This is a genomic window from Streptomyces sp. A01, assembly GCF_059026195.1.
Genome location: NZ_JBWLKN010000003.1, coordinates 351,800 through 373,793, shown reverse-complemented (window position 1 = coordinate 373,793; position 21,994 = coordinate 351,800). Strand labels below are relative to the sequence as shown.

Annotated in this window: 18 protein-coding genes; 11 read left to right on the top strand and 7 right to left on the bottom strand. The window is 71.2% G+C overall.

Annotated elements, in window-relative coordinates:
• The first annotated feature begins 1 nt into the window (after position 1).
• Together AC5P1B_RS05955 and AC5P1B_RS05950 are read left to right on the top strand one after the other, a co-directional pair.
• Positions 2-1,759 (top strand): AMP-binding protein, encoded by a 1,758-nt coding sequence (locus AC5P1B_RS05955; RefSeq protein ID WP_493885455.1) that lies wholly within the window; start codon positions 2-4, stop codon positions 1,757-1,759.
• The gene (locus tag AC5P1B_RS05950) at positions 1,756-3,378 is read left to right on the top strand and encodes an AMP-binding protein (RefSeq protein ID WP_493885325.1); all 1,623 of its coding nucleotides are present in this window, start codon (positions 1,756-1,758) and stop codon (positions 3,376-3,378) included. Before AC5P1B_RS05955 ends, AC5P1B_RS05950 begins: the two co-directional genes overlap by 4 nt.
• A 46-nt stretch (positions 3,379-3,424) precedes the next feature.
• Here AC5P1B_RS05950 and AC5P1B_RS05945 read toward each other — a convergent pair whose 3' ends face one another.
• The 5 genes from AC5P1B_RS05945 to AC5P1B_RS05925 form a co-directional block, all read right to left on the bottom strand.
• On the bottom strand, positions 3,425-4,183 hold the full coding sequence (locus AC5P1B_RS05945) for a hypothetical protein (RefSeq protein ID WP_493885323.1): 759 nt from the start codon (positions 4,181-4,183) through the stop codon (positions 3,425-3,427).
• A gap of 348 nt (positions 4,184-4,531) precedes the next feature.
• Entirely contained in the window at positions 4,532-6,004 is a 1,473-nt protein-coding gene (locus AC5P1B_RS05940; RefSeq protein ID WP_493885321.1) for a catalase, read from the bottom strand.
• 257 nt (positions 6,005-6,261) lie between these two features.
• Complete coding sequence (gene gcl, locus AC5P1B_RS05935) at positions 6,262-7,989, bottom strand: glyoxylate carboligase (protein ID WP_493885319.1); 1,728 nt, start codon at positions 7,987-7,989, stop codon at positions 6,262-6,264.
• A 4-nt stretch (positions 7,990-7,993) separates the two neighbouring features.
• Positions 7,994-8,896, bottom strand: coding sequence for a 2-hydroxy-3-oxopropionate reductase (locus tag AC5P1B_RS05930; RefSeq protein ID WP_493885317.1), 903 nt, complete (start codon positions 8,894-8,896; stop codon positions 7,994-7,996).
• A gap of 268 nt (positions 8,897-9,164) precedes the next feature.
• Positions 9,165-10,016: a TIM barrel protein gene (locus AC5P1B_RS05925; RefSeq protein ID WP_493885315.1), complete on the bottom strand. Its 852-nt coding sequence runs from the start codon at positions 10,014-10,016 to the stop codon at positions 9,165-9,167.
• A 215-nt stretch (positions 10,017-10,231) separates the two neighbouring features.
• Here AC5P1B_RS05925 and AC5P1B_RS05920 point away from each other — a divergent pair, with 215 nt between their 5' ends.
• From AC5P1B_RS05920 to AC5P1B_RS05880, 9 genes are all read left to right on the top strand, one after another.
• Positions 10,232-10,483 carry a hypothetical protein gene (locus AC5P1B_RS05920; RefSeq protein WP_493885313.1) on the top strand — a complete coding sequence of 84 codons (252 nt, stop codon included), beginning with the start codon at positions 10,232-10,234 and terminating at the stop codon, positions 10,481-10,483.
• Positions 10,480-10,860: a helix-turn-helix domain-containing protein gene (locus tag AC5P1B_RS05915; RefSeq protein WP_493885311.1), complete on the top strand. Its 381-nt coding sequence runs from the start codon at positions 10,480-10,482 to the stop codon at positions 10,858-10,860. The genes AC5P1B_RS05920 and AC5P1B_RS05915 overlap by 4 nt, the downstream gene beginning before the upstream one ends.
• Positions 10,861-11,183: 323 nt before the next feature.
• Positions 11,184-11,711, top strand: coding sequence for a 2-oxo-4-hydroxy-4-carboxy-5-ureidoimidazoline decarboxylase (gene uraD / locus AC5P1B_RS05910; protein WP_493885309.1), 528 nt, complete (start codon positions 11,184-11,186; stop codon positions 11,709-11,711).
• Positions 11,708-12,124, top strand: a complete 417-nt coding sequence (gene uraH, locus AC5P1B_RS05905; protein WP_493885307.1) for a hydroxyisourate hydrolase — start codon at positions 11,708-11,710, stop codon at positions 12,122-12,124. The genes uraD and uraH overlap by 4 nt, the downstream gene beginning before the upstream one ends.
• 76 nt (positions 12,125-12,200) lie before the next feature.
• Complete coding sequence (gene pucL / locus AC5P1B_RS05900) at positions 12,201-13,115, top strand: factor-independent urate hydroxylase (RefSeq protein ID WP_493885453.1); 915 nt, start codon at positions 12,201-12,203, stop codon at positions 13,113-13,115.
• A 250-nt stretch (positions 13,116-13,365) separates the two neighbouring features.
• A complete protein-coding gene (locus AC5P1B_RS05895; RefSeq protein WP_493885305.1) occupies positions 13,366-14,790 on the top strand; it encodes an 8-oxoguanine deaminase in 1,425 nt (474 codons plus the stop codon).
• A gap of 459 nt (positions 14,791-15,249) precedes the next feature.
• Positions 15,250-16,683 (top strand): nucleobase:cation symporter-2 family protein, encoded by a 1,434-nt coding sequence (locus AC5P1B_RS05890; RefSeq protein WP_493885304.1) that lies wholly within the window; start codon positions 15,250-15,252, stop codon positions 16,681-16,683.
• 86 nt (positions 16,684-16,769) lie between these two features.
• Positions 16,770-17,765: a LysR family transcriptional regulator gene (locus AC5P1B_RS05885; RefSeq protein WP_493885302.1), complete on the top strand. Its 996-nt coding sequence runs from the start codon at positions 16,770-16,772 to the stop codon at positions 17,763-17,765.
• An 87-nt stretch (positions 17,766-17,852) separates the two neighbouring features.
• A complete protein-coding gene (locus AC5P1B_RS05880) occupies positions 17,853-19,220 on the top strand; it encodes an alpha-lytic protease prodomain-containing protein (protein WP_493885300.1) in 1,368 nt (455 codons plus the stop codon).
• A 106-nt stretch (positions 19,221-19,326) separates the two neighbouring features.
• On the opposite strand, the gene aceB is transcribed toward AC5P1B_RS05880, so the two are convergent.
• Positions 19,327-20,949, bottom strand: coding sequence for a malate synthase A (gene aceB, locus AC5P1B_RS05875; protein WP_493885298.1), 1,623 nt, complete (start codon positions 20,947-20,949; stop codon positions 19,327-19,329).
• A 242-nt stretch (positions 20,950-21,191) separates the two neighbouring features.
• Positions 21,192-21,917: a nucleotidyltransferase family protein gene (locus tag AC5P1B_RS05870; RefSeq protein ID WP_493885297.1), complete on the bottom strand. Its 726-nt coding sequence runs from the start codon at positions 21,915-21,917 to the stop codon at positions 21,192-21,194.
• Between the last annotated feature and the right edge of the window lie 77 nt (positions 21,918-21,994).

Below are 21,994 nucleotides of genomic sequence, written 5' to 3'. Positions count from 1 at the left end.
CCTGTCCCCGGGCCGCACCGAGTCCGGCCAGTCGCCGCCCGCCGCCCTGTCCTACGCCAGCGGCTCCGGTCACACGCCCCTGCTCGGCGACACGATCGGCGCCAACCTGGACGCGGCGATCCAGCGGTTCGGCGACCGCGAGGCGCTGGTGGACATGGCCAGCGGCCGCCGCTGGACGTACACCGAGTTCGGGCAGGCGGTGGACGAGGTCGCTCTCGGCCTGCTCGCCAAGGGCGTCGGCAAGGGCGACCGGGTCGGCATCTGGGCCATCAACTGCCCCGAGTGGGTCATGGTGCAGTACGCCACGGCCCGCATCGGCGCCATCATGGTCAACATCAATCCGGCCTACCGCGTCCATGAGCTGAAGTACGTCCTCGAACAGGCTGGAATCCACGTCCTGGTCTCCTCGATCGAGCACAAGACCAGCGACTACCGGCGGATGGTCGAGCAGGTACGCGCGGACGCCCGCGCGTTGCGCGACGTCGTCTACATCGGCGACCCGACGTGGGACGGGCTCGTGCGCGCGGGCGCCTCGGTGCCGCGCGAACGGCTGGCGGAACGGGCGGCCCGCCTCAGTTGCGACGACCCGGTCAACATCCAGTACACCTCGGGCACCACCGGCTTCCCCAAGGGCGCCACCCTCTCGCACCACAACATCCTCAACAACGGGTACTTCGTCGGGGAGATGGTCGGCTACACCGAGCGCGACCGCGTGTGCGTGCCGGTGCCGTTCTACCACTGCTTCGGCATGGTCATGGGCAACCTCGGCGTCACCAGCCACGGCGGCTGCGTCGTCATCCCCGCCCCGTCGTTCGACCCCGTCGCGACCCTGCACGCCGTGGAACGGGAGCGGTGCACGTCGCTGTACGGCGTGCCGACGATGTTCATCGCCGAGCTGAACCTCCCCGACTTCGCGACCTACGACCTGTCGTCGCTGCGCACCGGGATCATGGCGGGCTCGCCGTGCCCGGTGGAGGTGATGCGGCGGGTGGTCGCCGAGATGAACATGGACCAGGTGTCCATCGCGTACGGCATGACGGAGACCTCACCGGTGTCCACCCAGACCCGGCGCGACGACGACCTGGAGCGCCGCACCGCGACGGTCGGCCGGGTCATGCCGCACATCGAGATCAAGGTGGTGGACCCGGCCACCGGCGTGACCGTCCCGTGCGGCGAGCCCGGCGAGCTGTGCACCCGCGGCTACTCGGTGATGCTCGGCTACTGGGAGCAACCCGAGCGCACGGCGGAGGTGATCGACGCGGCGCGCTGGATGCACACGGGGGATCTGGCCGTGCTGCGGGAGGACGGCTATGTGCAGATCGTCGGGCGCATCAAAGACATGATCATCCGGGGTGGGGAGAACGTGTACCCGCGCGAGATCGAGGAGTTCCTCTACTCGCACCCGAAGATCGCCGATGTGCAGGTCGTCGGCGTGCCGGACGAGAAGTACGGCGAGGAGATCGCCGCCTGCGTCATCCTGCGCGATCCCCTGGACCCGCTGACCCGCGACGAGCTGGCCCGGTTCTGCCGGGGCCGCCTCGCGCACTACAAGGTGCCGCGCTATCTGCGGCTGTTCGACGCGTTCCCGATGACCGTCAGCGGCAAGATCCGCAAGGTCGAACTGCGCGAGGAGGTCGCGCGCTCGGTGGCGACTGCGACTGCGGCTGCGGCTGCGGACGAGGGCGCGGACGAACCGGCGCCCGCGGCGGGGGACCAGGGCCGCCCGCCGTCCGGGTCCGAGGGGGAGCGGCGCCCGTGACTCTCTCCTACGCGAGCGGGCCCGGCGGCGACGCGCCCCTGACCGGCGACACCATCGGCGCCGACCTGGCCCGTACGGTCGCGCTCTTCGGTGACCGCGAGGCACTGGTGGAGGCGGCCGACGGGCGCCGCTGGACCTACAGCGGCCTCGACCAGGCGGTGACCGAGGTCGCCCGTGGCCTGCTCGCGTACGGGGTCGCCGCGGGCGACCGGGTCGGCGTCTGGGCGCCGGGCAGCGCCGAGTGGGTGTTCGTCCAGCTGGCCGCCGCCCGCGTCGGTGCCATCCTCGTCAGCCTCAACCCGGCCTACGGCGAGCATGAACTGGCGTACGCGCTGCGGCAGTCCGGCGTAAGCGTGTTGATAGCAGCCACCCGGTTCAAGGAGACCGACTGCCGGGCGGCCGTGGCCGCCGTGCGCGGGAAGTGCCCGGAGCTGCGCGAGGCGGTGCACATCGGCGACGCCTCGTGGGAGGCGTTCTCCGCGTCCGCCGGGCGGGTCCCCGAGAGGGAACTCGCGGCCCGTGAGGCCGCCTTGAGCTGCGATGACCCCATCAACATCCAGTACACCTCGGGCACCACCGGCTTCCCCAAGGGTGCCACTCTCTCCCACCACAACATCCTCAACAACGCCCGCATCACCGGCGGCCTCCTCGGCTACACGGAGCGCGACCGCGTCTGCGTACCCGTGCCGCTCTACCACACGTTCGGCATGGTGCTCGGCACGCTCGGCGCCACCACCAGGGGAGCCTGCCTCGTCCTTCCCGCCCCGTCGTTCGACCCGGCCGCCACCCTGCGCGCCGTCGAGCGGGAGCGGTGTACGTCGCTGTACGGGGTGCCGACGATGTTCATCGCCGAGCTGAACCTCCCCGGCTTCGCCGACTACGACCTGTCCTCCCTGCGGACCGGCGTCATGGGCGGCTCGCCGTGCCCGGTACGGGTGATGGAGCGCGTCATCGACGCGATGCACATGGCCGAGGTGTCCATCGCGTACGGCATGACCGAGACCTCGCCGGTCGCCACCCAGACGCGCGGCGACGACAGCCTTGAGCGCCGCACCACCACGGTCGGCGCGGTCCTGCCGCACAGTGAGATCAAGGTGATCGACCCGGCGACGGGGCTGACCGTCCCGCGCGGTGAACGCGGTGAGCTGTGTGTGCGCGGCTACAGCGTCATGCTCGGCTACTGGGATGAGCCGCAGCGCACGGCGGAGGCGGTCGACGCGGCGCGCTGGATGCACACCGGGGACCTGGCCGTGCTGGGCGAGGACGGCTATGTACGGATCGTCGGACGCATCAAGGACATGATCATCCGGGGTGGCGAGAACGTGTACCCGCGCGAGATCGAGGAGTTCCTGCACACCCACCCCAAGGTCGCCGATGTGCAGGTCGTCGGCGTGCCGGACGAGAAGTACGGCGAGGAGATCGCCGCCTGCGTGATCCTCGCCGGTGGCGCCTCCACGCTGACCGCCGAGGAGGTCTCCGCGTACTGCCAGGGGCGGCTCGCCCGGTTCAAGGTCCCGCGCCATGTGCGGGTCCTCGACGCCTTTCCGCTGACGGCGAGCGGCAAGGTCCGCAAGGCGCAGCTGCGCGAGGAGACCACGCGCGCGCTGGAAGAGGGCTGAACCGCCCGCCCGGACCCGCGCGAACAGCGAGGCCCGGGCCCGTGCGTCAGGCCTCGGGCGGGCCCATCCGGATGAGGTCGTCGGCGGGGTCGTTGACGGGCTGCGGGGTGCCGGTGAGGTCCATGACGAACAGCGGCAGATACAGCTCGTCGGCGCGTGACCTGGCGGCTCGCGCGTAACCGGCGAGGGAGAAGAAGACGCTGACGGCGGCCTCGCCCAGACCGTGCAGCCACAGGCACTCGATCTCCCGCAGCCCGGTGGGGCGCGTGGTCGGATCGACCTGGGCGACGATGCCGGGACCGCGCAGGTCCACCCCTGACGGCGCCCGTTCCTCCACCCGCCGCAGGCTGGTGAAGCCCAGCCACTTCAGATACTGCGCGGCCGCCGTGACCACGTCGCGCCCGGTGCGGATCGTCACCGGCTGGAAGGCGGGGCGCAGCACCGCCGAACTCGGCGCACCCGCCGCCGCGGCGTGGCCTGCCACGACGCCGCTGGCGGTGGCGGCGAGGCTGCGCCCGGCGGTCCCCGGGGCGGCGGCTTCGGGCGCGGCGGCCACCGGCAGCCGCACCACTGTGCCGCAGGGGCAGCCCAGTTCGGGATGCGGCCAGTGGTCCTGCCGACCGCAGGAGGCGCACCGCACCGAGACCCAGGAGTCCTCCCACGTGCGGTGCTCGATGCGGGCCACCGGGGCATCGGTGAGGACGGGAACGGTCAGCGGCGCGCCGCACGCGCACGGGAAGGTGGGAGGGGTGAACGAGTGCTCACGACGGCACGCCGGGCACCTCACCGGCACACTCTTGGCCATCTCGGCTCCAGCACGGACGTGTAGTACGGGGGAACGAGTACGGGGTCTATGGTCCACGATGTGTCGGACGTTGGGGAGAGACCGCGACAGTTTCAGCCGTGTTCGGACACCTGGGCGGTGTGACCATCGCCCGGGTATGTGACGCGTGGGGCGCAAAGCGACGCGCGGTGCGCGGGGTGCCGAGTGCGGGTGACGTCCGGTCCCCACACGGCACCCTCCGCGGGATGTTTGGTGTCTGTGGATGTTGGTGCCGTCCGACGGCACGAGAAAGGCGCGACAGGACATTCGTGCCGCCGGACGGGGTCGTGGTGCGGCCGGCTGAGCGGCAGGCCGCGTACGTGGTGCGGCTCAGCCCTCGCGCAGTGTGCGGACGGCCGCCTCGACGCGTGCGCCGTACTCCGGGTCGGCGGCGTGGAAGTGGGCGAGGTTCTTCTCGATCACGTCGTCGCGGCTGACCTGGGAGAGGCCGCCGGCGATGTTGGCGACGAGGCGGCCTTTCTCGTCCTCGGACATCAGCCGGTAGAGCTCCCCGGCCTGGAAGAAGTCGTCGTCCTTGGTGTGCGCGGGGGCCTCGTGGGTGCCGGTGTGGCCGGAGACCGGCAGGGGAGCGGACAGTGGCTGGTCGCTCTGCACAGGCCCGTCGTACGAGTTGGGCTCGTAGTTCTTCGCGTACCGCCCGCCCGGGTTGGCGGCCATCAGCCCGTCGCGGCCGTAGTTGTCGGCCTCGGTCGCCCGGGGCGCGTTGACCGCGAGCTGGGTGTGGTTGACGCCGAGCCGGTAGCGGTGCGCGTCGGCGTAGGCGAACAGCCGTCCCTGGAGCATCTTGTCCGGGGACGGGCCGATGCCGGGCACGAAGTTGTTGGGGGAGAACGCCGCCTGCTCGACCTCGGCGAACACGTTCTCCGGGTTGCGGTCGAGCACGAGCCGGCCCACGCGCCGCAGCGGGTAGTCGGCGTGCGGCCACACCTTGGTGAGGTCGAACGGGTTGAAACGGTAACCGGCGGCGTCCGCGGCGGGCATGACCTGAACGTGCAGGGTCCACGACGGGCAGACGCCCCGCTCGATGGACTGCACCAGGTCCCGCTGGTGGCTGTTGGCGTCCTGGCCGACCTGTTCGGCCGCCTGCCCGGAGGACAGGCAGCGGATGCCCTGGTTGGTCTTGAAGTGGTACTTGACGAGGAACGCCTCCCCGTCGGCGTTCGTCCACTGGTAGGTGTGCGAGCCGTAGCCGTTCATGTGCCGGTACGAGGCGGGGATGCCCCGGTCGCCCATCAGCCAGGTGACCTGGTGGGTGGCCTCGGGGGCGTGCGCCCAGAAGTCCCAGACGTTGTCGGGCTCCTGGATGCCGGTGAACGGGTCGCGCTTCTGCGAGTGGATGAAGTCGGGGAACTTCAGCGGGTCCTTGATGAAGAAGACCGGCGTGTTGTTGCCGACGAGGTCGTAGTTGCCTTCCTCGGTGTAGAACTTCACCGCGAAGCCGCGCGGGTCACGGACGGCGTCGGCGCCACCGAGGTTGTCCGCGACGGTGGAGAAGCGGGCGAAGACCTCGGTGCGCTTGCCGATGGTGCCGAGGAAGGCGGCGCGGGTGAGGCCGGTGACGTCGTCGGTCACCTCGAAGTAGCCGTAGGCGCCCGAGCCGCGGGCGTGCACGACACGCTCCGGGATGCGCTCCCGGTTGAACCGGGCGAGCTTCTCCAGGAGGTGCTGGTCCTGGAGCAGGAGCGGGCCACCGACGCCGGCGGTGGCGGAGTTCTGGTTGTCGGCGACCGGGGCGCCCGACTCCGTGGTGAGGCGGCGCGGCGTCGATGTGGGCTTCGACATGGTGACCTTCCGTACGGGTGACGCGAAAACTTCTTTCCGCATGCTGGAGCGGCCTGCTTCCGCATGCTGGAGCGTAGGGAGCGCTCCAGCGGACGTCAACAGTTTGTTGAAAGTGGTGGTGAGAGTTCCGGACGGCGGTGGCGCCTGGGCGCGACAGGACAGTTGTCAGCGCCACCGCCGCCCGGGATCTGGGAGGGGCCGCGTCCGCCGGAGCGGGCTCACGCCCCTGGAGCCGGGCTGACGCGCCCGGAGCGGGACTACGCGCCCGGAGCGGGCTCGAACTCCTTGACGGCGTCGATGTTCGGGCCGTGCGGGGTGTTCGCCTCGCGCTCGATCATCACCTCGACGAGCACCGGGCGGGAGGTCGAGACGGCCTCCTTGCGGGCCCACTCGATCGCGGCGCGGATCTCGGCCGGGTCGCTGACGCGGCGGCCGGAACAGCCGTACGCCTCCATCAGCTTGACGTTGTCGGCGCCGGTCTCGTCGTAGTGGATGTCGACCTGGTAGTTCATGTCGTAGCCGATCGACGCCTGCCGGATCAGCCCCAGGTACTCGTTGTTGAGCATGATCAGCACGTACGGCACGTTGTACTGTGCCGCGACGGCCAGCTCCTCCACCATGTACTGGAAGCCGTAGTCGCCGACGATGCCCACCACTTCGGTGTCACCCCGGCCCATGCCCTCCAGCGCCTTCTTGACGCCGATCGCGGCGGGCACCTCCCAGCCGAGGGGCCCCGCCTGGCCGCAGACCTGGTAGCGGCGCGGCTTGTGCGCGAGCTGGTGCTGGCCGCCCCAGATCTGGTAGAGGCCGATGGCGGTGACGAAGTACGTGTCCTCGTCGAAGATCTCGTTGATCTCCTTGTAGACGCGCGGCGCCTTGACCGGGATGTCGTCGAAGTCCTCCCGGCGGACCAGGGTCCGCTTGAGCTCCTGGCAGTGCTCGATCCAGCCGCCGACCTCGGGCCGCACCGCGCGGCGCCTGGCGGCGTCGAGCAGCGCCCGCAGGAACAGCCTGGCGTCGGAGACGATGCCGAGGTCGGGCTCGAAGACCCGGCCGAGCTGGCCGGACTCGATGTCCACGTGCACGAACTTCCGCTCGCCCCGGTAGACGTCCACGTTGGCGCCGGTGTGCCGGTCGCCGAAGCGGGCGCCGACGGCGAGCACGAAGTCCGACTCCAGGAAGGACGCGTTGGCGTACTTCTGCGACGTCTGGATGCCGGTGGTGCCGAAGTTCAGCTCGTGGTCGTCCTCGATGCAGCCCTTGCCCATCAGGGTGACCTGGAACGGCACCCGCAGGTACTCCACCAGCTCGCGCAGCTCCTCCGACGCGTCGGCGAGGATGACCCCGCCTCCGGCCAGGATCAGCGGCCTCTTCGCCGCCAGCAGCAGGTCGAGAGCGGCCTCGACGCGCGGCAGGTGCGGCTCGACGGCCTGGATGGGCAGCGGGGCGTCGATCTCCGCGTCGTACCAGATCTCACGGTTGGCGATGTCGGACGGGATGTCGATGAGGACGGGCCCCGGACGGCCCTCGCGGGCGACGCGGAACGCCTCCCGGAAGACCCACGGGATCTGCGCGGCCTCCTTGACCTGCACGGCCCACTTGGTGACCGGCTTGGCGATCTCGACGATGTCGACGGCCTGGAACGCCTCCTGGTGGAGCTTGGTGGAGACGGCCTGACCCGCGATGCAGATCATCGGGATGGAGTCGGCCTGCGCGGTGTAGAGGCCGGTGATGAAGTTGGTGCCGCCGGGGCCCGAGGTGGCTATCGCGACGCCGACCTTGCCGTTGGTACGGGCCCACCCGTCGGCCATGTGGGTCGCGCCCTCTTCGTGGCGGACCGTCAGGTGCTCGATCCCGCCCACCTGTTCCATCGCCTTGTACAGCGGCAGGATCGAGGCGCCGGGGCACCCGAAGGCGACATCGACGCCCTCATCCTTCATGATCTTCACGGCCGCCTGCATGGCGGGCATCTTGACGGAGGTCATGGCGTCAGTTCTCCACCTTCTGGCCGGACAGCCGCTCAACACCGCGCAGCAGCGCGGAATGGTCAAGGCCGCCGTCGCCCTGGGCGCGCAGCGAGGCGACCAGGTTGGCGACGACCGCGCCGACCGGGAGGGCGGCGCCGACATTGCGGGCGGCGTCGGTGACGATGCCCATGTCCTTGTGATGCAGATCGATCCGGAAGCCCGGGGCGAAGTCGCGCCGCAGGAAGTTGTCCTTCTTCCGCGTCAGCACGGTGGAGCCCGCGAGGCCGCCGTTCAGCACGTCGAGTGCGGCGGTGAGGTCCACGCCGGACTTCTCCAGGAAGACCACGGCCTCGGCGCACGCCTGGATGTTGACGGCGACGATCAGCTGGTTGGCGGCCTTCACGGTCTGGCCGGAACCGGCCGGGCCGCAGCGCACGATGGTCTTGCCGAGGACGTCGAGGACGGGCTTGGCGGCGTCGAAGTCGGCCTGCTCGCCGCCGACCATGATGGAGAGGACCGCCTCGATGGCCCCCGCCTCGCCGCCGGACACGGGCGCGTCCAGGACCCGGAGGCCCTTGGCCGCCCCGGCCTTGGCCAGATCGACGGAGGTCTGCGGGGTGATGGACGACATGTCGATCAGCAGCGCGCCGGACCTGGCGTTCTCCAGAATCCCCTCGGGGCCGTACGCGATGGCCTCGACCTGCGGGGAGGCCGGGACCATGGTGATCACGATGTCGGCGTCGGCGACGGCTTCGGCGATCGACCCGGCGGCGGTGCCGCCGGCCGCGGCGAGGCGGTCGAGCTTGTCCCGCTCCAGCGTGTAGCCGGTGACGGGGTATCCGGCCTTGACCAGGTTCTCGGACATGGGAGAGCCCATGATTCCCAGGCCGATCCAGGCGATCTTCGGAAGTGCGGTAGTGCTCATGGCGTCCTCTCGATGAGGTCGTTTGCGGGTGCGGGTGCGGGTGCGGGTGCGGGTGCGGGCGCCGGACCGTCTCCGGGCGTGGTCGGACCGGGAGAGGTCGCGGGCGGGGAGGCCGGGCCCCGAGTGGTGGGGCGAGCCGGGCCCCGGCGGCGGGATGGGCCGGGGCGCGCGGCTGCGGAGTGGGAGCCGGGAGCCCGCCCCCCCCTACGGGCGGCTGCCCTGCCGGGCGGGTCCACCGGGCCGGGCGGGCCCACCAGGATCGACGGGCCTACCGGGCCGGGCGGGCCTCGGCGGGGAGCCAGGAGAAGCTGTCCGCCGTCGCGCCGGGAGCCTTGTACTCCAGGCCGACCCAGCCCTCGTAACCGGCCTTGGTCAGGCGTTCCAGCAGCTCGCCCAGCGGGAGCGACCCCGTGCCGGGGGCGCCGCGGCCCGGGTTGTCGGCGATCTGCACGTGGCCGGTCTTGGCCGTGTAGCGGTCGATGACCTGGTGCAGGTCCTCGCCGTTCATGGACAGGTGGTACAGGTCCATCAGGAACTTGGCGTTGCCCAGGCCGGTCGTGGCGTTCACGGCGTCCACGACCTCGATGGCCTTGAGGGCGCTGACGATCGGGCACTTCGGGGACTCCGGCGCGTTCAGCGCCTCGATCAGCAAGGTGGCGCCGATCCGGTCGGCGGCCTCGGCCGCGAGCACCAGGTTCTCCAGCGCGAGGGCGTCCTGGGCGCGGGGGTCCACGCCGTCGACGCGGTTGCCGTAGAGCGCGTTGAGCGCGGTGCAGCCCAGCGACTCGGCGAAGCCGACGGCGACGTCGATGTTCGCGCGGAAGCGGTCCGACTCCTCGCCGGGGACGGAGAGCGCGCCCCGGTCGGGACCCGGCAGCTGTCCGGCGTAGAAGTTCAGGCCGATGAGCTGGGTGCCCGCGTCGTTCAACGCGTGCCGCAGCGCGTCCAGTTCGGCCTGCTCGGGGGTGGCCGAGTCCACCCAGGGCCACCACAGCTCGACCGCGGTGAAGCCGGCGGCCGCCGCTGCGGCCGGGCGCTCCAGCAGCGGGAACTCCGTGAAGAGGATCGAGAGGTTGACGTCGAAGCGGGTGCCGGCGCCACCGGTCTCAGGGAGAGCCATCTGGAGCACTCCTTCCATCGCTCATTATTCCGCCTGGTCTGTGTCTTCGGCGTCTTCGGTGCTTCCCGGGGCCGGTCGTCGTTCCCGAGCGTCGAAGACTCGAAGTTTTCCGTATTGCGGAAGTGTGATTCTGTCTTATGGAAGATTGCATGCGGTGCGCGCGGGCTGTCAAGTAGGGCTGAGGGATTTCCGGCCGGGCGCAGTAGGTTGGCCGGGTGAGACTCAGGGTTGAATTCACCACCGAGCCGTTTGACCTGGACGAGGCCCCGCCGCACGCGGTGGTGGCCCGTGAGGTCGTCCACGCCGCCGATCTCGACGCCGTTGATGTCGGCCCGTTCGGCAATACCGCCGAGGGGCGGTCGGAGGCCGTGCTCGGCGCGGTGGACGCGCTGCTGCGCCGCTCCCTCGAAGCCGGTGCCACCCGGGTGTCGGTGCAGGTCAACGTCATCGGGGAGGGTGAGGCGTGACCGAGGTCGGGGATCACCCGTTCATCGCCGCGGTCAAGCCGCTGGTGGACGCCATGGGTGGCGAGATGGTGCCGCCGAGCCGTGCCGAGGGCGACGACGTCGTGCTGTCCTGGGAAGGTCAGGAGTTGCTCGCCGTACGGCTGCCGCATCTGTCCGACTCGCTCGACCACATCCTCGCCGAGCTGGAGCGGCGGCACGGGATGCCGCTCTCCGGCCTCGACCGGAAGGCAAAGCAGTCGGTCGTACGCATTCTGGAGTCGCGCGGGGCGTTTTCCGTGCGGCACGGCGTGGAGACGGTCGCGGGCGCGCTCGGGGTGAGCCGCTTCACCGTCTACAACTACCTGAACAGGGAAAACGCCAGTAAGAGCGGCGACTAGCCGCACTACGGCACACGCAGGACCAGACCGCCGTCCGGGTTTTCCGGATGGCGGTTTCTTCGCCACATCAATTTCAACAAAGTGTTGACGGCGTGTGGCGTAAGGACTTAGCTATCCGCAAGCACGTCCAGGATGAGCAGGCCCAGGACACGTCCGGAGACGTCCAGCGTGCGGCCATGTGCACCGCACATGTCGCCACGCGGCCGGCTCCCGGTCACCGTGCCCGTCAGTGCGCCACACGCGTCACCACGAGCACCACCACAGCCACACGGTCATCACAGCGACACCACAGTCATACCCCTACCCAAGCCACGGAGGCTCCCGTGACGTCGAGTCCGGCACCGGGCCTCGCCCGGTTCAACGCCGCAGAGGACAGCGTGGCCTCGGCCGCCCTGCACGAGGTGTGTGCCAGCCGGGCGTGGGGGGACGCCGTCCTCGCGCGGCGGCCGTACGCCACCGCCGAGGACCTTCTCGCGGCAGGCGACGCCGCCCTGGCGCGGCTCACCGCGGACGACCTGGCCGAGGCCATGGCCGGGCATCCGCCGATCGGCCGCCCCGTCCCGGGCGACCCCACCTCCTCGCGCGAGCAGCGCGGCATGGCGGGAGCCTCGGAGGAGCTCAAGGACGAGATGCTCGAACTCAACCTGGCCTACCAGGAGAGGTTCGGGCACGTCTTCCTGATCTGCGCCACCGGCCTGACCGGCGAGCGGATGCGGGACGCGGTCCTTCACCGGATCGACAACACACCGGAACGTGAGCGCGAGATCGTGCGCACGGAGCTGGGCAAGATCAACCGCATCCGGCTGGCCCGCCTCGTGGCCGACGGCGCAAGCGAAGGAGCCGCCGCATGAGCAGCGAGAACACCGCCTCGGTGTCCACGCACATCCTTGACACCAGCGTCGGCAGGCCCGCCGAGGGAGTCAGCGTCGAGCTGTCCGTACGGACCTCCGCCGAGGGCGGGTGGACGGCGCACGGCGCGTCGAAGACGGACGCGGACGGGCGCTGCAAAGACCTCCCGGCCCTGCCGGAGGGCGTGACCCACGTACGGCTCTTCTTCGAGGTCGAGCCGTACTTCGCCAGTACGAAAGCCACTGAGAGTTTCGCCAGCACGACAGCCGAGGCACAGCAGGACGCCCCCCGCGTAAGGGACAGCGGAGCTTTCTTCCCGGAGGTGGCGATCACGTTCGCCGTCACGCCGGGCGAGCACTACCACGTACCGCTGCTGCTCAACCCGTTCGGCTACTCCGTATACCGAGGGAGCTAGCACCGACATGTCCGCTTCATACCCGGCCGGCCGCGTGGCCGCCGCACACTCCGGGGCCGCTCGCCGGGGCCCCGTCATGCTCGGCCAGAACCAGTACGGCAAGGCCGAGAACCGTGTCGTCAAGATCACGCGGGACGGTGCCACGCACCACATCAAGGACCTCAATGTCTCGGTCGCCCTCTCCGGCGACATGGACGAGGTCCACCTCTCGGGCAGCAACGCGAACGTCCTGCCCACCGACACCACCAAGAACACCGTGTACGCCTTCGCCAAGGAGCACGGGATCGAGTCGGCCGAGCAGTTCGGCATCCACCTCGCGCGGCACTTCGTCGAGAGCCAGCCGGCGATCAGTACGGCGCGCATCCGCGTCGAGGAGTACGCCTGGGAGCGCGTCGAGACCTCCGACGGCAACTCCCGCTTCATCGGCGCCGACGAGGTCAAGCACTCCTTCGTCCGCAAGGGCCAGGAGACCCGCACCGCCCAGATCACCTACGACGGCGAGACCTGGGAGATCCTGGCCGGTCTGAAGGACCTCACCGTCATGAACTCCACCAACTCGGAGTTCTGGGGCTACGTCAAGGACAAGTACACGACGCTCCAGGAGGCGTACGACCGCATCCTGGCCACCGAGGTACACGCCTGCTGGCGCTACAACTGGACCAGCGACGCGGACCGGATGCCGCAGTGGGAGCGCGCCTACGCGGAGGCCCGCAAGCACCTGCTCCAGGCGTTCGCCGAGACGTACAGCCTCTCCCTCCAGCAGACTCTCTACCAAATGGGCTCCCGGGTCATCAACAGCCGCCAGGAGGTGGACGAGATCCGTCTCTCGCTGCCGAACAAGCACCACTTCCTGGTGGACCTTGAGCCCTTCGGGCTCAAGAACGACAACGAGGTGTACTTCGCGGCCGACCGCCCGTACGGCCTGATAGAAGCGACCATCCTGCGGGACGGCGTCACCCCCGCGATCCCCATGGACATCACCAACCTCTGATCATCAACTCCTGATCACCAAAACCTGATCAACGGCCTCCCGCCGAGTGATCCCCGCGCCGCGTCCCGGTGGCGCGGGGAGGCGGACCCGCACCCCCCGCTTCAGCCCCCACCAGCAGCTCGTTCCTCATCTCGGCACCCAGGGCACACCGGGCCCGGCGGTCCTGTCAGCCGCCGGGCCGTGCCCCGGCACTCAAATCTCCCAGGGCCCTGCCGTGCCCGCACCGCCTAGACACCACGAGGAAGCACCCATGGCAGCACCGGCAGCCCCATCGTCAGGCCCGTCCCCCACGGCGGGCGGCGCGAGCGCGGAAACCCGCGTCGTCATCGAGAACTGCGCCATCGCGACCGTCGACGCCCAGGACACCGAGTACGCCTCGGGCCATGTCGTCATCGCGGGCAACCGCATCGAGTCGGTCGGCGCGGGAGCCGCCCCGGACCAGCCGGCGGGCCAGGTCCGCCGGGTGGACGGCACCGGGCACCTGCTCACCCCGGGCCTCATCAACACCCACCACCACTTCTACCAGTGGATCACCCGGGGCCTCGCGCAGGACGCCAACCTCTTCAACTGGCTCGTCGCGCTGTACCCCACCTGGGCGCGCATCGACGAGCCGATGGTCTACGAGGCCGCGCGCGGCTCCCTGGCGATGATGGTCCGCGGCGGCGTCACCACGGCGATGGACCACCACTACGTCTTCCCGCACGGCGCGGGCGATCTGCTCGGCGCCGAGATCAGGGCCGCCCGCGAGATGGGCGTACGGTTCAGCCCCACCCGCGGCTCGATGGACCGGGGTACCTCGGACGGCGGCCTGCCGCCGGACTTCGCCGTCGAGACCACCGAAGCGGCGCTGATCGCCACCGAAGAGGCGATCGACACCCACCACGACGCGTCCTTCGACTCGATGCTGCGCGTCGGCGTCGCTCCGTGCTCCCCGTTCTCGGTCTCCACCGAACTCATGCGGGAAGCCGCCGTGCTGGCCCGCCGCAAGGGCGTACGGCTGCACACCCACGGGTCGGAGACGGTGCAGGAGGAACAGTTCTGCAAGGAGCTGTTCGGGATGGGCCCCACCGACTACTTCGAGTCCACTGGCTGGCTCGGCGACGACGTGTGGATGGCGCACTGCGTCCACATGAACGACTCCGACATCGAGGCGTTCGCCCGCACCGGCACCGGCGTCGCCCACTGCCCGTCCTCCAACGCGCGGCTCGCCGCAGGCACCGCCCGCGTCCCCGCCATGCTGCGCGCGGGCGTCCCCGTCGGCCTCGGGGTGGACGGCACCGCCTCCAACGAGTCCGGCGAACTGCACACCGAACTCCGCAACGCCCTGCTCATCCACCGCCTCGCGGGTGGCGAGAAGGCGCTCAACGCCCGGCAGGCGCTGCGGCTCGGCACCTACGGCGGCGCCCAGGTACTCGGCCGGGCGCAGGAGATCGGCTCCATCGAGACCGGTAAGCTCGCCGACCTCGTGCTGTGGAAGCTCGACGGCATCGGCCACTCGTCGATCGCCGACCCCGTCGCCGCGCTCGTCTTCGGCGCGGCGGCACCGATCACCCTGTCGCTGGTCAACGGCGTGCCGGTGGTCGAGGACGGCCATCTGATCACCGCTGACGAGGAAGCCATCGCACGCGGCGCGCGGGAGCAGGCACAGCGCCTCGCCCGTATCGCCGCGAGCTGACAGACCGTGAGCCGCCCCGGCGATCCACGGGCCGGTTCCCGGGCGGCTCACGGCAGCACCACCCTCCGCCCCGGCAGTCCGGGCGGAGACGCCCCGTCCGCGGGCGCGCCGCGTACCACCCGCACGCGGCGCACCCCGCACACCTCAAGACTCGGCTGAGGGGGACGGCCCTCAGCCGGGCTTACGGACCCGCGAGGGTCCGTAAGCGCCGTACCCGGGGGCGCGGACGCAAGGCCCGCGCTCCCGGGACGGTCCCGTACCCCGGGACCACCGCTCCGTGCCCGGCCGACGTCCCGCACCCGGGACCGCCGCGCCGCCTCCGGCCGACGTACCGCACGCCACCAGCGCCGCTCGCCTCGCCCCGTACCCGCATCGCGCACGACCCCGCACCCGCACTCCCCGCAACGCCTCCCTGAAGCCGCGTCCGCAGCGACGTGAAAATCGACAGGAGGAACCGACGTGGCGTCAGCGCCCAGGTTTCGCAAGAACACCGCAGCTCCCTTGCCAGCGGGGGAAGAGCAGATCGGCGACCGGACCCATCCAGTCGACGCGACGCTCCCGCCCCTGAAGATGTTCACCAGCGGGCTCCAGCACGTGGCCGCCATGTACGCGGGTGTGGTGGCCCCGCCGATGATCATCGGCCCGGCCGTGGGACTCACCGCGGTCGAGACGACCTTCCTCATCGGTGCCAGCCTCTTCACGGCGGGCATCGCCACCCTCCTCCAGACCCTCGGCTTCTGGCGCATAGGCGCCCGGCTGCCGTTCGTCAACGGCGTCTCCTTCGCGGGCGTCACCCCCATGATCGCCATCGGGAAGTCGGCGGGTCCTGACGACGCGATGCCCGTCATCTTCGGCGCCACCATCGTCGCCGGTGTGCTCGGCTTCCTGCTCGCCCCGTACTTCTGCAAGCTCGTCCGCTTCTTCCCGCCCGTCGTCACCGGCACGGTCATCACGCTGATCGGCATATCGCTGCTGCCCGTCGCCTTCAACTGGGCGCAGGGCGGCAACGCGCGAGCCGACGACTACGGTGAGCCGAAGTACATCGCGATGGCGGCCGCCACCCTCGTCATCGTGCTGGTGCTGCGACGCGTGCTGCGCGGCTTCCTCCAGCAGATCTCCATCCTGCTGGGGCTCATCATCGGCAGCCTCATCGCCATCCCTTTCGGCCTCACCAGCCTCGACGGCATCCGTAACGCCGACGTCGTCGGCTTCCCCACCCCCTTCGAGTTCGGCGGCCCGCAGTTCCAGGTCGCCGCGATCATCTCCATGTGCGTGGTCATGCTCGTCTGCATGACCGAGTCCACCGCGGACATGCTGGCGCTCGGCCAGATCGTCGGCCGCCCCGCCGACGAGAAGACCCTGGAGGGCGGGCTGCGCGCGGACACCCTCGGCACCGCCCTCAGCCCCTTCTTCAACGGCTTCGCCACCAGCGCCTTCGCACAGAACATCGGCCTGGTCGCGATGACGAAGGTCCGCAGCCGCTACGTCGTCGCCACCGGCGGCGGCATCCTGATCCTGCTCGGCCTGTGTCCGGTGGCCGCGTCCGTCATCTCGCTGGTCCCGCTGCCGGTGCTCGGCGGCGCGGGCATCGTGCTGTTCGGCTCGGTCGCCGCCAGCGGCATCCAGACGCTCGCCTCCGCCGCCCTGGACGAGGGCGAGAACGCGCTGATCGTCGCCGCTGCCGTCGGCGTCGGCCTCATCCCCATCGCCGCGCCCGGTTTCTACCACGCCTTCCCCGACGACCTGCTGGTCGTCCTCGACTCCGGCATCAGCACGGGCTGCATCGTCGCCGTCGTCCTCAACCTGGCCTTCAATCACCTGGGGAAGCAACCGGCCCCGCAGGCCACCGAGCCGGGGGAGGTGCCACCCCAGGTGGTGCCGGTCGGTCACTGAGGGCGTGGCGGGACGGGGAACCCACGCCACCGACTGGTCTGGACCAGGGTATTGTCCCCGTGGCCGTGAAGGCCCAAGCTCACAGCATGGACCTGGAGACGCGGCACCTGAAGGCGATCCGGGCGATAGCCGAAGCGGGCAGCCTCACGAAGGCCGCCGTCGCGCTCGGCCTCGCCCAGCCCGCTCTGAGCGCACAGCTCAAGCGCATCGAACGCGCCCTGGGCGGCAGGCTGTTCGAGCGCGGGCGGCACGGCGTACGGACCACCGCGCTCGGTGACTTCGTACTGGACCGCGCCCGGATCGTCCTGCCCGCCGTGGGCGAACTCCAGCGGGACGCCGTCCGGTTCGCCCGCACCCAGGGGGAGGCACTCGCCTTCCGGCTCGGCGGCACCCACGGGCCGCTGCTGGGCGGGGTGGTGGACCGGCTCGCCGCCGCGCACCCCGGCGCGCCGGTGACCACCCACACCTCCTGGTCCGAGCGGGAGATCGCCACGGCGGTGGCCGACGGACGGCTGGGCTACGCGCTGATCGGCGCCTGCGGGGACAGCGCGCCGCCCGAGACGCAGCGGCTGGTGTGGCGGGAGATCGCCACCGACCCCGTCTTCGTCATGCTCGCCGTGGACCACCCGCTGGCCGCACAGCCAGAGGTCGAACTGGCCGCGCTGGCCGCGGAGGCGTGGACGGACGTCCCCGGCGACGGCTGCTTCGCCGAGTGCTTCACCGCCGCCTGCTCGCGCGCCGGTTTCACCCCCTCCCGCGTCTACGAGACCGACACCGCCTCGTGTGTCCACCTCGTCCAGGTCGGCCGCGCCGTCGGACTCTGCCGCGCGACCCTCCCCACCACCCCGGGGCTGGTGACCCGACCACTGGCGGGCACCCCGCTGGTCTGGCGGCACCTGCTGGGCTGGGACCCCCGCGCCCCCGCCGCGGGCGCCGCTCCCGGCGTCCTGGCACACGTCCGCGCCGCGCACACCGACGCCGTCGCCCGCAGCGACAGTTACGCCGCGTGGCTGGCCGCACGACGGCCGAGCGCGCCACGGCCCCGCACGCCGGACTGGGCGCCCGCGCCATCCATAGCGTGAGCCAGGGGGATAACTGGCATCTTCTGCGGGGCAGATCGCGCCACCTACGGTTTCGGCACCTCCCCACCGAAACCGAGGAGATCCCTCATGCCCCACCGACACGTGCCTTACAGACACGCGAAAACCGCGTGCGCGGCGATAGCCGCGGTCGGCGCGCTCGTCCTGTCCGTGCTCCCCGGTACGGCCTCCGCCCAGTCAGCCGAACCGGCCGCGCCCCCCACAGCGGCCGAGACCCTGCGCGTCGCCGACACCTCTCCCCAACTGCTCCAGGCGATGCGGCGCGACCTCGGCCTCACCGCGTCCCAGGCCAAGGACCGGCTGGTCAACGAGGCTGATGCGGGCGCCCTGGCGGGCAGCCTGCGACTGGCCATCGGCGGCGACTTCGCCGGTGCCTGGGTGAGCGGCGCCGACTCGGCGACCCTCACCGTGGCGACAACGGACCGCGCCGACCTCCCGCTGATCACCGCGAGAGGAGCGCGCGCCGAGCTGGTCGCGCACACCCTCGCCGAACTGGAGGCGGCCAAGGCGAAGCTGGACCGCGCGGCCACCGCCAGCGCGTCCGTCGACGCCCCCGTCTGGTACGTCGACACCCGCGCGAACGCGGTCGTCGTGGGCTCGGTGAAGCAGTCGGCGGCCCGGTCGTTCATCGCGGCCAGCGGCGCCGACCGCGACCTCGTCCGTGTCCAGACGACAGCCGAACGGCCCCGTCCGCTCTACGACATCCGGGGCGGCGACGCGTACTACATGGGCAGCGGCGGACGCTGCTCCGTCGGCTTCGCCGTCACCAGCGGCACCCAGCAGGGCTTCGCCACCGCCGGTCACTGCGGCCGGGCGGGGACCACGACCAAGGGCTCCAACCAGGTCGCGCAGGGCACCTTCCAGGCGTCCACCTTCCCCGGCCGGGACACCGCCTGGGTCGCGACCAACACGAACTGGACCGCGACACCCTACGTGGCGGGACAGGGCGGCAACGTCCAGGTCACCGGGTCCACACAGTCCCCCGTCGGCGCGGCGATCTGCCGTTCGGGCTCCACCACGGGCTGGCACTGCGGCACGATCCAGCAGCACAACACCAGCGTCACCTACCCCGAGGGCACCATCAGCGGCGTGACGCGGACGTCCGTCTGCGCCGAGCCGGGCGACTCCGGGGGCTCGTACATCTCCGGAAGCCAGGCGCAGGGCGTGACCTCAGGCGGCTCCGGCAACTGCCGCAGCGGTGGCACCACCTACCACCAGCCGATCAACCCGCTGCTCCAGGGCTACAGCCTCATCCTGAAGACCACGACGGACCCGGACGACCCGGGCGAGCCCGGCGGGACGTGGGCGGCGGGCACCGTCTACAAGGCGGGCGACCAGGTCACCTACGGCGGCGCCGGCTACCGCTGCCTCCAGGGTCACCAGGCCCAGCAGGGCTGGGACCCCGTGAGCGCCCCGGCGCTCTGGCAGCGTCTCTGACCGCCTCGCCCTGAAGCGGCCTGGCGGTGCGGACCACGTGGGGGCCGCACCGCCAGGCTCTCGTCACGCACGCGTCCCCGCCGGTGCGGGCCGGCGGGAGGCGGCGTCAGTCGAGGAGTTCGTACGCGGGGAGCGTCAGGAACTCGGCGTAGTCCTCGTCGAGGGAGACCCGCAGCAGCAGATCGTGCGCCTGCTGCCAGGCGCCCGCGGCGAACGCCTCGGCGCCGGTCTCCGCACGGATGGCGTCCAGTTCCTCGGCGGCGATCTTCCGCGTCAGTTCCGCCGTCGCCCGCTCGCCGTTGTCGAACTCGACGCCCGCGTTGATCCACTGCCAGATCTGCGAGCGGGAGATCTCCGCGGTCGCCGCGTCCTCCATCAGGTTGAAGATGGCGACCGCGCCCATGCCCCGCAGCCACGCCTCGATGTAGCGGATGCCGACCTGCACGGCGTTGCGCAGCCCCTCGTACGTCGGCCGCGCGTCCAGCGAGGCGATGTCGATCAGCTCGGCCGCGGTGACGCGCACATCCTCGCGCAGCCGGTCCTTCTGGTGCGGCTTGTCGCCGAGCACGGCGTCGAAGGAGGCCCGCGCCACCGGGACCAGGTCGGGGTGGGCCACCCACGAGCCGTCGAAGCCGTCGCCCGCCTCACGGTCCTTGTCCGCCTTGACCTTCTCGAAGGCGACCTTGTTGACCTCGGCGTCACGGCGCGAGGGGATGAAGGCGGCCATGCCGCCGATCGCGTGCGCGCCCCGCTTGTGGCAGGTGCGGACCAGCAGTTCGGTGTAGGCGCGCATGAACGGGGCCGTCATCGTCACGGCGTTGCGGTCCGGCAGCACGAACGAGGCGCCGCCGTCCCGGAAGTTCTTCACGATCGAGAACAGGTAGTCCCAGCGGCCCGCGTTCAGCCCGGCGGCGTGGTCGCGCAGCTCGTAGAGGATCTCCTCCATCTCGTACGCGGCGGTGATCGTCTCGATCAGGACCGTGGCGCGGATGGTGCCGTGCGGGATGCCCATGTACTCCTGCGCGAAGACGAAGACGTCGTTCCAGAGGCGGGCCTCCAGGTGCGACTCGGTCTTCGGGAGATAGAAGTACGGGCCCTTGCCGAGGTCGAGCAGGCGCTGGGCGTTGTGGAAGAAGTACAGGCCGAAGTCGACGAGCGCGCCCGGCACGGCCCGCTCCCCGATGCGCAGGTGGCGCTCCTCCAGGTGCCAGCCGCGCGGCCGCATCACGACGGTCGCGAGCTCGTCGGCGGGGCGCAGGGCGTACGTCTTGCCCTCGGGGCTGGTGAAGTCGATACGGCGCTCATAGGCGTCGATCAGGTTCAGCTGGCCGGAGATGACGTTCTCCCAGGTGGGAGCCGAGGCGTCCTCGAAGTCCGCCAGCCACACCCTGGCGCCCGAGTTGAGCGCGTTGATGGTCATCTTCCGGTCGGTGGGGCCGGTGATCTCCACGCGGCGGTCGTTGAGCGCGGCGGGCGCCGGGGCGACCTTCCAGTCACCGGACCGGATGTGGGCGGTCTCCGGCAGGAAGTCCAGAGTGCTGGTGCGGGCGATCTCGGCGCGGCGCGCGGCGCGCAGCACGAGGAGTTCGTCGCGGCGCGGGGTGAACCGCTGGTGCAGCGCGGTGAGGAAGGCGAGAGCCGCTTCGGTGAGGACCTCTTCCTGCCGGGCCGGGCTGTGCTCCGGGCTCGCTTCGACGACGGCCAGCGGGGACGGCGCTGGTGCGGACATGAGCTGTCACTCCTTCAGCGGGCGGTGCCCGTCCGGCCGTCCGCGCGCTCGCTCGCGGCACTGGGTGCCGGAGGTGGCGGGAGGCGGTCACGGGCGCCGTCTGACGTCTGCGGTACTTCTGACCAGTGGAGAATAGTTTCCTTATGGTGGAACTTCAATGGTTTGTTGATGTCGAGATAATCTTCCTGACGCTCAGCGGCGACACGATGGCTCTCAGTGCCACCTACCTCGCCACCGCGCCCTCATGCCTGCCCCCGCCCGTCCCCGTCGGCGGCGGCGCCGCGGCCGGGCGGCGGGCACTCCAGGAGCGCGAGGTCCGCCGGGGTGTCGATGTCGGCGGGTGACGCGATGTCCCCGCACTCGACCAGCGTCACCTCTTCAGCGTGCGCCCGGAGGAAGTCGCGCGCCCCCCGGTCCCCGGCGGCGCTGCCGGTCACCCCCGTCCAGTGCTCGCGCGCGAAGAGCACCGGGTGGCCGCGCCGTCCCTCGTACGCCGCCGCCACCAGCGAAGCCCCCGCACGGTGCGCCGCCAGCACCCTGGCGACCACGTCGGGCCCGATCAGCGGCTGGTCCACCAGCATCACGAGCACCGCCGACGCCGCGCCCCCGCCCGCGCCCGCCGCCACCTCAGGCGCGTGCGCGTCGCACCCGGCGCCGCGTACCGAGCCGAGCCCCACCCGCAGCGACGAGCCCATGCCCGTCTCCCAGTCCGGGTTGTCGGCCAGGGCGCACCCCGCGAGGTCCGCGCGCTCACGCACCGCGTCCGCGGCCGCCCCCAGCACCACGTGCACGACCGGCGCGCAGCCACCGGCCCGCACCGCCCGCACCGCCCGCTCCACCAGCGGCCGCCCCCGGTAGTCCAGCAGGGCCTTCGGCCGCCCGCCGAGCCGCCGCCCACCGCCCGCCGCGAGGATCAGACCGGTGACGGGAACCGCGACGGCGGGATTCCGCCTCTCCTGTGTAGCCATGCGCACTGCTTACCGCACCGCATGCCGGACCGGAGACGCGGCGGGCGCTCCGCTAGGGTCTGACGTCGAAGTGGCGT